The following is a 12,383-nucleotide window of genomic DNA, read 5'->3' as shown; positions in this document are numbered from 1 at the left end:
GCTCACTTCCGCGGCTTCTGCCGGCCCCACAGCTCGGGAAAGCTGGCCACCTGGGACTGCTGCCACAGCGCCGCGCGACGGGCATCCTCGATCTGAGCGTCGAGGTAGTCCTCCACGCTGGCCGACTCGATCCGCCACCGGGGAGGAGTTCCCACCTTCGCGCCGACCAGTCGTCCCTCGTGGACGAGCGCGATCACCTCGTCCACCTCGATCTGCAGCATCTCTGCGACCTGGGACGGGGTGAGGAAGCGCGCGCTGTCGGGGGTGGCGGGCATGACTCCATTATCCGCGGGCACGTCCTCTTCCGGCTGGTCCTTGACACCCCTGTGGACAACCGGCGACGTCGTCGCTCGCACTCGCCCACGATGGGGTCATGGTCGTACGCACCTCGTTCCGCAGCCGCATCCGTCGGGCCGATGCTCGTGTCGTCGTCGGCATCGCTCTCGTGCTGATCTCCATCGCGGGGGTCTGGTCCGTCGTGGCGGCGGCGCGGCAGACCTCCGCGGTCCTCAGCGCCGCGCGCACGATCGTGGTCGGCGATCCGATCGAGGCCGCCGACCTGCGGGTCGTCGAGGTGGCGCTGGGTGCGGCCGACGAGATGTACGCGGCGCCGGGCACACTCGAGCCCGGCGGTGTCGCGACGCGGACGATACCGGTGGGCGAGCTCGTGCCGCGGGACGCCGTGGCGTCACCTGCGGACGCGGACGCGACGACGATCGTGGTGCAGACGACGAATGCGGTCCCGGGGTCGGTGTCGGCGGGAACCCGTGTCGAGGTGTGGAGCGCTCCCGAGCGTGAGCGCGGTGTGTTCGCCGACCCGCGGATCCTCGTTCCGGACGCCACGGTCCGGGCTCTTCAGACCAGTGAGGGCCTCGTCGCCCAGCAGCGCTCTGCGGCCGTCGAGCTGGTGGTCCCGCGCGAGGACGTCGCCGTCCTGCTCGCGGCGATCGGAGCCGGAGACGCCCTGTCCGTCGTCCCCGCTGCGGGCGGCGGCCGCTGATGCGCGTGGTGGTGGCGATACCCGGGGCCGGCAGCTTCGTCGAGCGGCTGGGTGCCGGCGGCGTGACCGACGTGGCGGTGCTGGCGCCCGAGCAGGTGGCCGCGGCAGCGCGCGATGTCTCGGGTGCTGCCGGACGGACGATCGATCGTCCCGGCGCAGCGGACGCCGTCGCGCATGCCGATGTGCTGGTGCTCGCTGCATCCCGAGCCTGGCTCACGCGGGAGGTCGTCGAGCTCTGCGATCGCGCAGCGACCCGGATCGTCGCCTGGGTGCGCGACCCCGCCGAGCGCCGCGTCGCGGAAGTCCTCGGCATCGCGATCGCCGACGCCGGCGCGGACGCCCTGGACGTCGTGAGCGCCGTCCCCGCACCTGCGCCGTCGAGCCGCTCGCGCGGCCGGGTGATCGTCGTGTGGGGAGCGTCCGGCGCTCCGGGGCGCACCACCCTCGCGATCGAGCTCGCTCGCGAGACAGCACGAGACGGCCGCCGCGTCGCGCTCGCTGACGCCGACACGCACGCGCCAGCCGTCGCGATGGCGCTCGGCATCCCCGACGAAGGGCCGGGGCTCGCGGCGGCATGCCGTCGGGTGGCGCGGGGAGAGCTGACTCCGGCGGAGCTGACGCGGATCGCCGAGCCCGCCGGTGCCGTCGAGGTACTCCCGGGGATCAACCGCACGTCTCGGTGGCCGGAACTCGGTTTCGATCGCGTCGCACGCGTGCTCGAGACCTGCCGCGATTGGGTCGATGACGTCTTCGTCGATGTCTCCGGCTCTCTCGAACGCGACGAGGAGATCGTGAGCGATCTCGACGGGCCGCGCCGCAACGGTGCGACGCTCGCCGCGCTCGAGTCCGCGGACGTCGTCGTGGCGGTCGCCGCCGCCGATCCCGTGGGCCTCTCGCGGTTCCTGCGTGTGTACCCCGATCTGCGGTCTATCGTCGGCGCCGTTCCGGTGCACGTCGTCGTCAACAAGCTGAGGGGTGGGCCGCTCGGGATCGATCCGCGGGGCCAGATCCGCCGCAGTTTCGAGCGATACGCCGGGATCGAGCGGTGCTGGTTCGTTCCGTGGGATCCGCGGGCCACCGACGCCGCGCTGCTGGCGGCGCGGCCCGTCGGCGAGGGGAGCGGGAGAGGCCCGATCCCCGCGGCCGTCCGTCGATTCGTCGGCGAGGCGGTCTCGCCGCCGGCGCGCCCGGTGTCACAGTCACGACGGCGGCAGCGTGTGACGGAGCGCGCCGTACCGGCGGGGTCCGCCCCGTAGTCTGGGATGGTGTCGACCCTCAGCGATCTCGTCCATGCTCAAGGACTGTCCACCGACGCCGATGTCGAGTGGCTCCACCGGCTCGCCGGTGACGGGCAGCTGCTGGCGGACCTCGCGTTCGCGGACATCGTGATCTGGGTGCCGACGGCCGACGACTCCTTCATCGCGGTGGCTCACACTCGTCCCGGTGGAGCGGCGACGCTGTTCTATCGCGACATCGTCGGCGACCGCGTGCGCCCCCAGTGGCGCACGCAGGTGAAGGATGCCTTCACCCAGGCCCGCATCGTCGACTCCGCGTCGCCGGACTGGTTCGAGGAGACGCCCACGCGCGTGCGCGCAGTTCCCATTGTGCGCGAGCGGGCAGCCGAGGGGCGCCCGGCGCACGTCGTCGGTGTGCTCACCCGTCACACCAACCTCGGCGAGGCCCGGACACCGTCACGTCAGCAGATCACCTTCAACGACTGTGCCGATGATCTGTTCGGGATGGTCGCATCCTCCGACTTCCCCGACCTCAACGCCCCGACCGCACCGCGTCGCGGTGCACCGCGCGCATCCGACGGACTCATCCGGCTCGACGTCGACGGCATGACGACCTTCGCGAGCCCCAACGCTCTCTCGGCCTTCAACCGGCTGGGCTTCGAGGACGAGCTCGAGGGGGAGCCCTTGATCGATGTGGCCACGGCGATCCTCCCGAGCAAGCGCGAGTTCGACGAGTCGCTGCCGATCGTGATGGCCGGCCGTGCACCGTGGCGGGCGGACATCGAGGCTCGCGGTGTGACGGTCTCGCTGCGGACGATCCCCCTACGCGACCACGGCACGCGGATCGGAGCGATCGTGCTGTGTCGTGATGTCAGTGAGATCCGACACCAGGAGCAGGAGCTCATCACCAAGGACGCGACGATCCGCGAGATCCACCACCGCGTCAAGAACAACCTGCAGACCGTCGCATCGCTGCTGCGGATCCAGGCGCGTCGCACGCACTCGGAGGAGGCCCGTGACGCCCTGACGCAGGCGATGCGCCGGGTCTCGGCCATCGCGGTCGTGCACGACACCCTGTCGGAGGGGCTGGCGCAGAACGTCGACTTCGACGAGGTCTTCGCGCGCGTGCTGAAGCTCGTGGCCGAAGTCGCGGCCGCGCCCAACACGCGCGCCCGGACCCGCTCGACCGGCCGTTTCGGCACGCTTCCCAGTGAGTACGCCACGCCTCTCGCCCTCGCGCTGACCGAGCTCGTGACGAACGCGGTCGAGCACGGTCTCGCCGGCACGGAGGGCGATGTCGAGATCGTCGCGGAGCGGTCGGGGGAGCGCCTCGAGGTGAAGGTGCGCGACTCGGGAAGCGGTCTGCCCGAGGGGCAGGTCGGCCGCGGACTGGGCACGCAGATCGTTCGCACCCTCATCCAGGGGGAGCTCAGCGGGACGATCGACTGGCACACGCTCGTCGGGAGCGGCACCGAGGTGACCATCGACATCCCGCTGCGCTACATCGAGCGCGACGCGGGCTGAGCCCGACGGAGCGTCCCGTTCAACGCACGAACCCCGCCCCGACGTGTCGGCGGCGGGGTCGGCGAGTGGTTCAGGAGGCGCGGCGTGCGCGAGCGGCGCGGCGCTTCAGTGCGCGGCGCTCGTCCTCGGAGAGGCCTCCCCAGACGCCCGAGTCCTGACCGGTCTCGAGGGCGTACTGCAGGCAGATCTCCGTCACGGTGCAACGGGCGCAGACGGCCTTCGCCTTCTCGATCTGGTCGACGGCGGGGCCCGTGTTGCCCACGGGGAAGAAGAGTTCGGGGTCGACGGTCAGGCAGGCAGACTTGTCGCGCCAATCCATGTGGTGCTCCTTGGGGTGGTGATTCTTGTCAGGCCGGACTCGGGTAGTCCGTTACCCTGGATAAGTGTGCGAGCGGATGCTCGCCCCACTTCGCTGTGGGAGCACACGGCTTGATCTATCGTCCCATAGCCCGGACAGATGAATCAAGGGTGAACTGCGGATTTGCTCGCCGTCGGGCCGTGAATACCGGCATCGCGCGGCCTGGATCGAAGATCGGATGCCATGGCTCCCTCTGCTGTCGAACGCATCGCGGGAGCCGTGCTCGCCGCTGAGGCCGTTGCGCTGTTCGCCGTCGTCGGGTGGGAGATCGTCGCTCTCCTGCGCGGCGACACGATCGATGTCCCGAGCTCCGTCGCGCTCATCGTGCTGACGGCGATCGGTGCGGTGGCCCTCGTCGCGTTCGCGGTGTCGGTCTGGCGCCGGATCTCGTGGGGTCGCTCCGGGGGCATCGTCGCGCAGCTGCTGATCCTCGCCGTCGCGCTCGGGGCCGCGACCGGTCAGTACGCCGATGCCGGCACCGCAGTGCTCATCGCCGTGCCGGGCGTCGTGGGCTTCGTGCTCCTCGTGGCCGCCACGCGCCGCGCGGCGCGCGACCGCGACGACGCCTGACGCCGGGCCCGGCGGCCGCGCCGATCAGTCGAGACCGAGCAGCGCCCGGACGCGGGCGACGTGGCCCGTCGCCTTCACGTTGTACAGCGCGTGCTCGATCCGGCCATCCGCGTCGATCACGAACGTCGAGCGGATGACGCCTTCGACCGTCTTGCCGTAGTTCTTCTTCTCTCCCCACGCGCCGTACGCCTCGTGCAGGGCGTGATCGGGGTCGCTCAGCAGGGGATAGGTCAGCTGCTCCTGCTCGCGGAAGCGCCGCAGCTTCGCCTCGTCGTCGCGGGAGACGCCGAGGACCTCGATGCCCGCGGCGCGCAGCGACTCGACGCTGTCGCGGAAGTCGCATGCCTCTCGCGTGCAGCCGGGGGTCATGGCAGCGGGGTAGAAGAAGACGACCGTGCGCCGTCCGCGGAGGTCCGACAGCGAGACCGTCGAGCCGTCCTGGTCGTCGAGAGTGAATGCGGGGGCGGGATCGCCCGGTTCCAGACGCGTCATGATTCCAGCCTAGAGCGGCGGACAGCCGGATCGACGCCCGCCGAGAACGTCCCGAGCAGGCGCTGCAGCGAATCGAGGCGTGCCGGGCCGCGTTCCCCGAGCCGGCCCTCGACGACCGCCTCGATGATCGCGCAGTCGGGCGCGTCCGGCAGGTGGGTGCACCCGCGGGGGCACTCCTCGGCGACGGCGGCGAGGTCGGTGAAGGCGGCGAGGATGTTGGCGGGGTCGACGTGTCCGAGTCCGAACGAGCGCACCCCGGGTGTGTCGATGACCCACCCGCGGCCCTCCGGTCCGCGGTAGCGGAGCGAGACGGTGGAGCTCGACGTGTGCCGACCGCGTCCGGTGACCTCGTTGACGTGCCCCGTCGCTCTGGCCGCGGTGGGAACGAGTGCGTTCACGAGGGTGGACTTGCCGACGCCGGAATGGCCGACGAACACCGTCGCGTGGCCCACGAGCTTCGCGCCGAGCTCGGCCACCGGCATCCGCTCGCGTCCGCTCGTGAGTACTTCGAGGTCATCCACGCCCTCGAAGTGAGCGAGGAACGTCGAGGGGTCGGCCAGGTCGGTCTTGGTCACCACGAGGAGCGGATGGATGCCGGCGTCGAGGGCCGCGATGAGGTAGCGGTCGACGAGGCGCGGGCGCGGCTCCGGGTCGGCCGCCGCCACGACGATGACCATCTGATCAGCGTTGGCCACGACGATCCGCTCGACCTGATCGGTGTCGTCAGCGCTGCGGCGCAGCAAGGTCGTGCGTGGTTCGATGCCGACGATGCGGCCCAGCGTGCCCTCCTCGCCCGACACGTCGCCGACGACGCGTGCGCGGTCGCCGCTGACGATCGGCTGCTTGCGCAGCTCACGAGCCCGGACCGCGAGGGTCGTGTGCTCGTCGTCGCCGTCCTCATCGATGAGCACCGTGTAACGGCCGCGATCGACTCCCACCACGCGAGCGACCTGCGCATCGCTGTGTGCCGGGCGGCGCTTCGTGCGGGGCCGGTTCGCCTTCGGGTTCGGACGCATCCGGATGTCGGACTCGTCGTACTCCTCGTCGAGGTCGTCGTCGCCGCCGAGCCAGCTCACCCGTCGACCCGCGCATCGCCGGCGAGCATCTCTGCCCACAGCTCGGGGAACTCCGGCATCGTCTTGGCCGTGGTGCCGATGTCGTCGACCTCGACCCCCGGAACGCGCAGGCCGATGATCGCGCCCGCGGTCGCCATCCGGTGGTCGTGGTGAGCCCGCCAGAGCCCGCCACGCAGCGGCGTGGGAATGATCCGGATGCCGTCCTCGAGCTCTTCGGCCGACCCTCCGAGCGCGCGGAGGTTGCCGACCAGGGCGGCGATGCGGTCGGTCTCGTGGCCGCGGATGTGACCGATGCCGTGGAGCGTGCTCGGCGAGTCCGCGAACGCCGCGAGCGCGAACAGCGACGGGGTCAGCTCGCTCGCAGCCGACAGATCGAGGTCGACGCCCCGGATCTCGCCCGTCCCGGTGACGGCGAGCACGCCGCTGCGTCGCGTGACGCGGGCGCCCATCTCCGTCAGGATGTCGGCGAGCAACGCACCCGGCTGGGTCGAGTGGACGGGCCAGTGCGGGACCGTCACCCGACCGCCCGTCAGCGCAGCTGCCGCCAGGAAAGGAGCGGCGTTCGACAGGTCGGGCTCGATCGTGAGCTCCTTGCCTCGCAGCGGGCCGCTCGGGACGAGCCATTCGCGCTCGCTCGGACGCTCGACGATCACGCCGCGATGACCGAGGGCTTCGACCGTCATATCGATGTGGGGCAGGCTCGGCAGGCGGTGCCCGTCGTGGACGAGACGCAGGCCGACGTCGAAGCGAGGCGCGGCCAGCAGGAGCCCTGAGACGAACTGGCTCGAGCCGCTCGCATCGATCGTGACCTCGCCCCCGCGGACGTGGCCGTGGCCGTGCACGAGGAACGGCAGCGTCCAGCGTCCGCCGTCGTCGATGTCGACCCCGAGCTCGCGCAGGCTGCGGATCATCTCCGCCATCGGTCGATGCAGCGCGCTCTCGTGGGCGGTGACGGTGACCTCGCCCCGTGCGAGGCCCGCGAGCGGGGTGACGAAGCGCATGACGGTGCCGGCCTGACCGCAGTCGACGACCGCGTCGGCCACCTCCGATGCGATCGGCGTCACGACGAGGTCGGGGCCGAATCGGCCCTCGCCCGGCACGGCCTCGATCCGGGCGCCGAGGGCGCGCAGGGCGTCGATCATCCGCGCGGAGTCGTCGGAATGCAGCGGTGCGATGAGGCGCGAGGGCGTCTCGGCGAGGGCCGACAGCACCAGCTCGCGGTTCGTGATCGACTTCGACCCGGGGACGGCGACCTCGGCTCGGATGGGGGACTCGGCGACGGGAGCGCGCCACGGCGCGCCGATGTCGGCGGGACGGGGGGAATACGCGGCAGGGCTCATGGGTTTCCACAGTATCGAACCCGTTCGTCCTGTCGAGGATGTTCGGAACACGGAGGAAGGGAGTCCATGATCGCACTCGCCGATCCCACCGTCGTGCCGTGGGACGCCCACGTAGACTGGCCGCTGATGGAAGAGCAAGCGGTCACCGATCCGAGCGCCCAGTTCGAGGAGCAGGCGCTCCCGTTGATGGACCAGCTTTACGCAGCGGCGATGCGGATGACCCGCAACCCGGCCGACGCGGCGGACCTCGTTCAGGAGACGTTCGTCAAGGCCTTCGCCTCGTGGTCGTCGTTCACTCAGGGCACGAACCTCAAGGCGTGGCTGTACCGGATCCTGACGAACACCTACATCAACACGTACCGCAAGAAGCAGCGGGAGCCCTATCAGGGCACCATCGACGACCTCGAGGACTGGCAGCTGGGTGGAGCGGAATCGACCACCGCATCCAGCAGCCGCTCCGCAGAGGCCGAAGCGATCGACCATATGCCGGCTTCCGCTGTGAAGGACGCGCTGCAGTCGATCCCCGAGGATTTCCGGTTGGCGGTGTACCTCGCCGACGTCGAGGGCTTCGCCTATCAGGAGATCGCCGACATCATGAAAACCCCGATCGGCACGGTCATGAGTCGTCTGCACCGAGGCAGGCGGCTGTTGCGTGACCTGCTGGCCGACTACGCGAAGGAGCGGGGCATCGCGACGCCCCCCACGAGGAGCAAGAAATGAGTGACTGCGGCTGCGACAAGGCGCGACGCGACCTGGAAGAGTACCTGCGCAACGAGGTCTGCAAGACCGAGCATTCCGACATCCGAGAGCACCTCGAGTCGTGCCCGGCTTGTCGGGACGAGGCTCTGGTCTCGCGTACCCTCACCGAAGTCGTGGCGCGAGCGTGCCGGGAGTCGGCTCCCGAGGAGCTCCGCGATCAGGTGTTGGCGCGTCTGCGGCAGGCCCAGGAGGCAGCCCACGCGTGAGCATGCCCCCGAGGCGGCTCCGATGATCGGCTGACGTCCCCGTCACGGGATGACGACGAACGAAGGGGCGGACGTGTCACACGTCCGCCCCTTCGCGTTGTCGCGGTCTCAGAGCGTGAGCGCCTGCTCGATGAGCTTCGCCTGCTCGACGGCGTGCACCTTCGGCGAGCCCGTCGCGGTCGAGGCGGCGGCGGGGCGGGTGATACCGCGGACCGGGCGCCCGTCGAGCTTGGCGGAGGCTTCGAGCGCGATGAACGGCCATGCCCCCTGGTTCTCGGGCTCGTCCTGGACCCAGACGACCTCGGCATCGGGGTATCCGGCCAGGACGGCCTTCAGCTCGTCCACGGGGGCCGGATAGAACTGCTCGAGACGCACGAGGGCGATCGCGGGGTTCGGCTTCTTGTCGAGCTCGGACTTCAGGTCCCAGTGGATCTTGCCCGAGTGCAGCAGGACCCGCTTGACGGCGCCCTTGTCGGCGATCGCGTTGTCGTCGATCACCGGCTCGAACTTGCCGTTCTGGAAGTCCTCGACCGGGCTCGTCGCACCGCGCAGACGCAGCATCGCCTTCGGGGTGAACACGACGAGGGGACGACGCGGGCGTGCGTACGCCTGTCGGCGCAGCAGGTGGAAGTACGACGCCGGGGTCGACGGACGGGCGACGGTCATGTTGTCCTGTGCGCACATCTGCAGGTAGCGCTCGATGCGCGCCGACGAGTGGTCCGGCCCCTGGCCCTCGTAGCCGTGGGGGAGGAGGAGGACGACGCCCGACTGCTGCGCCCACTTCTGCTCGGCCGAGGAGATGAACTCGTCGATGACCGACTGTGCACCGTTGGCGAAGTCGCCGAACTGCGCCTCCCACAGCACGAGCGAATCCGCGCGTTCCACCGAGTAGCCGTACTCGAAGGCCATCGCCGCGTACTCGCTCAGCAGCGAGTCGTAGACGTAGAAGCGGCCCTGGTTCTCGGACAGGTTCGCGAGCGGCAGCCACTCCTGGCCGTTCGAACGGTCGTGGAGGACGGCGTGGCGCTGCACGAACGTGCCGCGACGGGCATCCTGACCGGCGAGGCGGACGTTGGTGCCCTCCATCAGCAGCGATCCGAAGGCGAAGAGCTCGCCCATCGCCCAGTCGATGTTGCCGTTGCGGCTCATGTCGTGGCGCTTGTCGAGCAGCTGCTTGAGCTTGCCGTGGACCGTGAAGTTCTCGGGCGCGTTGACGAAGGCGTCGCCGATCTGGCGGATGACGTCCTCGCCGACACCCGTCGTCTCGGGCGCGCCGACGGCCTGGTCGATGGGACCCGACAGGCCCACGGGGCCGGAGGCGCCGGTCTCGGCGGCGTGCGTCTCGGCGAACGCGACCTCGAGGCGGTCCTGGAAGTCGCGCTTGGCCTGCTCGTACTCTTCCTCGGTGATGTCGCCGCGTCCGACCAGCGACTCGGTGTAGAGCCGGCGGACCGAACGCTTCGCCTCGATGAGGTTCGTCATGAGCGGCTGGGTCATCGAGGGGTCGTCGCCCTCGTTGTGGCCGCGGCGGCGGTAGCAGACGAGGTCGATGACGACGTCGCGCTTGAACTCCTGGCGGTACCGGAAGGCGAGCTGCGCGACGTGCACGACCGCCTCGGGGTCGTCGCCGTTCACATGGAAGATCGGCGCCTGGATCGTCTTCGCGACATCGGTCGCGTACACCGAGCTGCGGGCGTCGAGGGGGAGCGTGGTGAAGCCCACCTGGTTGTTGACGACGACGTGGACGGTGCCGCCCGTGCGGTATCCGCGCAGCTGCGACATCTGCAGCGTCTCGACGACGACGCCCTGGCCCGCGAAGGCCGCGTCGCCGTGCACGAGGATGGGGAGCCACGAGAACGACGCGATCGGACCGCGGTCCTGCTTGGCGCGCACGATGCCCTCAAGGACGCCGTCGACGGTCTCGAGGTGCGAGGGGTTCGCCGCGAGGTAGACCGGCAGCTCGTCGCCCTCGTCGCCGACGAAGGTGCCCTCGGTGCCAAGGTGGTACTTCACGTCGCCGGAGCCGCTCTTCGAGCCGATCGCGACCGAGCCCTCGAACTCGCGGAAGACCTGGCCGTACGTCTTGCCGGCGATGTTCGTGAGGACGTTCAGGCGGCCGCGGTGGGCCATACCGATGGCGGCGCCCTCGAGCCCGGTGCGAGCGGCGCCCTGGAGCACCTCGTCGAGCAGCGGGATCAGCGACTCGCCGCCCTCGAGGCTGAACCGCTTCTGCCCCACGAACTTCGTCTGCAGGAACGTCTCGAATGCCTCGGCCTGGTTCAGCTTGCCGAGGATGCGGAGCTGCTCGTCGTGGCCGGGCTTCTGGTACTTGACCTCGACATTGTCCTGGAACCACTTGCGCTGGTCGGGATCCTGGATGTGCATGTACTCGATGCCGATCGTGCGGCAGTACGAGTCGCGCAGGACGCCGAGGATCTCGCGCAGCTTCATGACGCGCTTGCTGCCGAAGCCTCCCGTGACGAACTCGCGGTCGAGGTCCCAGAACGTCAGGCCGTGCTGCTCGATCTCGAGGTCGGGGTGGGTGCGCTGGCGGTACTCGAGCGGGTCGATGTCGGCCATGAGATGACCCCGCACCCGGTAGGAGTTGATGAGCTCCTGAACGCGGGCCGTCTTGTCGACGCGCTCGGCGAGGTCGACGTTGATGTCGGTCGACCACTGGATGGGTGCGTACGGGATGCGCAGCGAGGCGAAGATCTCGTCGTAGAAGCCGTTCTTGCCGATCAGCAGCTCGTGCACGGTCTTCAGGAACTCGCCCGAGCCGGCACCCTGGATGACGCGGTGGTCGTACGTGCTCGTCAGCGTGATGGTCTTGCCGATGCCGAGGTTCACCAGCGTCTTCTCGCTCGAGCCCTGGAACTCGGCCGGGTAGTCGAGCGCGCCGGCGCCGATGATGCTGCCCTGGCCGCGCATGAGGCGCGGGACCGAGTGCACGGTTCCGATGCCGCCCGGGTTGGTGAGGGAGATCGTGGTGCCCTGGAAGTCGGCGGCGGTCAGCTTGTTCTTGCGGGCGCGGCTGACGAGGTCCTCGTAGGCCGAGAGGTACTCGGTGAAGGTGAGCGACTCGGCGCGCTTGATGCTCGGGACCATCAGCGCGCGCGTGCCGTCGGGCTTCGGGAGGTCGATCGCGATGCCGAGGCCGACATGCGCGTGCGCGATGACCGACGGCTTGCCGTCGACCTCGGCGTACGAGACGTTCTGGCTCGGGAAGGCCTTGAGCGCCTGGATGAGCGCCCAGCCGATGAGGTGGGTGAAGCTGATCTTGCCGCCGCGCGTGCGCGACATGTGGTTGTTGATGACGATGCGGTTGTCGATCATCAGCTTGGCCGGGATCGTGCGGACGCTCGTCGCGGTCGGGACCGTGAGCGAGTCGTCCATGTTCGCGGCGAGGGTCTTCGGCATGCCGCGGAGCGGGGTGACGACGTCCTCACGCTGCTCGACCTCGGCGGCGGGCGTCGTCGGAGCCTGCGCGGGCACGGGCTGAGCTGCGGCCGGTCGGGCCGTCGTCCGAGCGACCGGCTGCGAGCCGACCGTCGGCACGGGCGCCGTCACCGGGTGGGACGCCGCGGCGGGCTGGGCGGGGGCCGGCGCGGGAGCGGCCTGAGACGGAGCCGCCGGGGCGGTCTTGTCGGCGCCGCTGCTCACGTGAGCGGCGTAGGCCTCGAGTGTCGGCCACCACTCCTTGTCCACCGAGTTCTTGTCTTCGCGGAACTGTTCGTACAGTTCCGCGACGAGCCATTCGTTCGCCCCGAACTCTCCGTCGTTCGAGGTTCCGATTCCGGTCGCCTGGCTGGACACGGCAGAT

12 protein-coding genes are annotated in these 12,383 nt (G+C 70.0%); 6 read left to right on the top strand and 6 right to left on the bottom strand.

What is annotated here, in order from left to right:
• Positions 1-2: 2 nt before the first annotated feature.
• Entirely contained in the window at positions 3-275 is a 273-nt protein-coding gene (locus AA0Y20_RS14995; RefSeq protein ID WP_412935855.1) for a helix-turn-helix domain-containing protein, read from the bottom strand.
• A gap of 98 nt (positions 276-373) precedes the next feature.
• On the opposite strand from AA0Y20_RS14995, the gene AA0Y20_RS14990 reads away from it, so the two are divergent.
• The 3 genes from AA0Y20_RS14990 to AA0Y20_RS14980 are packed head-to-tail and all read left to right on the top strand — an operon-like array spanning position 374 to position 3,759.
• Positions 374-1,000, top strand: a complete 627-nt coding sequence (locus AA0Y20_RS14990; RefSeq protein ID WP_412935852.1) for a hypothetical protein — start codon at positions 374-376, stop codon at positions 998-1,000.
• The gene (locus AA0Y20_RS14985) at positions 1,000-2,256 is read left to right on the top strand and encodes a hypothetical protein (RefSeq protein WP_412935849.1); all 1,257 of its coding nucleotides are present in this window, start codon (positions 1,000-1,002) and stop codon (positions 2,254-2,256) included. The genes AA0Y20_RS14990 and AA0Y20_RS14985 overlap by 1 nt, the downstream gene beginning before the upstream one ends.
• Positions 2,257-2,265: 9 nt before the next feature.
• Positions 2,266-3,759, top strand: a complete 1,494-nt coding sequence (locus AA0Y20_RS14980; RefSeq protein WP_412935847.1) for a sensor histidine kinase — start codon at positions 2,266-2,268, stop codon at positions 3,757-3,759.
• 70 nt (positions 3,760-3,829) lie between these two features.
• On the opposite strand, the gene AA0Y20_RS14975 is transcribed toward AA0Y20_RS14980, so the two are convergent.
• A complete protein-coding gene (locus AA0Y20_RS14975) occupies positions 3,830-4,078 on the bottom strand; it encodes a WhiB family transcriptional regulator (RefSeq protein WP_023955350.1) in 249 nt (82 codons plus the stop codon).
• Positions 4,079-4,300: 222 nt separating this feature from the next.
• On the opposite strand from AA0Y20_RS14975, the gene AA0Y20_RS14970 reads away from it, so the two are divergent.
• Positions 4,301-4,687 carry a histidine kinase gene (locus tag AA0Y20_RS14970; protein ID WP_412935844.1) on the top strand — a complete coding sequence of 129 codons (387 nt, stop codon included), beginning with the start codon at positions 4,301-4,303 and terminating at the stop codon, positions 4,685-4,687.
• A 24-nt stretch (positions 4,688-4,711) separates the two neighbouring features.
• On the opposite strand, the gene bcp is transcribed toward AA0Y20_RS14970, so the two are convergent.
• Genes bcp through aroA form a run of 3 tightly spaced genes read right to left on the bottom strand, consistent with a single transcriptional unit; the run spans position 4,712 to position 7,595 of the window.
• Positions 4,712-5,179 carry a thioredoxin-dependent thiol peroxidase gene (gene bcp, locus AA0Y20_RS14965; protein ID WP_412935841.1) on the bottom strand — a complete coding sequence of 156 codons (468 nt, stop codon included), beginning with the start codon at positions 5,177-5,179 and terminating at the stop codon, positions 4,712-4,714.
• Positions 5,176-6,255: a ribosome small subunit-dependent GTPase A gene (gene rsgA / locus AA0Y20_RS14960; RefSeq protein WP_412935839.1), complete on the bottom strand. Its 1,080-nt coding sequence runs from the start codon at positions 6,253-6,255 to the stop codon at positions 5,176-5,178. Before rsgA ends, bcp begins: the two co-directional genes overlap by 4 nt.
• Complete coding sequence (aroA, locus tag AA0Y20_RS14955) at positions 6,252-7,595, bottom strand: 3-phosphoshikimate 1-carboxyvinyltransferase (protein ID WP_412935837.1); 1,344 nt, start codon at positions 7,593-7,595, stop codon at positions 6,252-6,254. The genes rsgA and aroA overlap by 4 nt, the downstream gene beginning before the upstream one ends.
• 66 nt (positions 7,596-7,661) lie before the next feature.
• Here aroA and AA0Y20_RS14950 point away from each other — a divergent pair, with 66 nt between their 5' ends.
• Both AA0Y20_RS14950 and AA0Y20_RS14945 read left to right on the top strand, forming a co-directional pair.
• On the top strand, positions 7,662-8,315 hold the full coding sequence (locus AA0Y20_RS14950; protein ID WP_412935834.1) for a sigma-70 family RNA polymerase sigma factor: 654 nt from the start codon (positions 7,662-7,664) through the stop codon (positions 8,313-8,315).
• On the top strand, positions 8,312-8,560 hold the full coding sequence (locus tag AA0Y20_RS14945; RefSeq protein WP_412935832.1) for a zf-HC2 domain-containing protein: 249 nt from the start codon (positions 8,312-8,314) through the stop codon (positions 8,558-8,560). Before AA0Y20_RS14950 ends, AA0Y20_RS14945 begins: the two co-directional genes overlap by 4 nt.
• Positions 8,561-8,668: 108 nt before the next feature.
• Here AA0Y20_RS14945 and AA0Y20_RS14940 read toward each other — a convergent pair whose 3' ends face one another.
• Entirely contained in the window at positions 8,669-12,376 is a 3,708-nt protein-coding gene (locus AA0Y20_RS14940; RefSeq protein WP_412935830.1) for a multifunctional oxoglutarate decarboxylase/oxoglutarate dehydrogenase thiamine pyrophosphate-binding subunit/dihydrolipoyllysine-residue succinyltransferase subunit, read from the bottom strand.
• Between the last annotated feature and the right edge of the window lie 7 nt (positions 12,377-12,383).

Source organism: Microbacterium pratiae, from assembly GCF_047302165.1.
Lineage (GTDB): Bacteria > Actinomycetota > Actinomycetes > Actinomycetales > Microbacteriaceae > Microbacterium.
The sequence above is the reverse complement of the archived record's forward strand: the minus strand, read 5'-3'. Positions and strand labels throughout refer to the sequence as shown.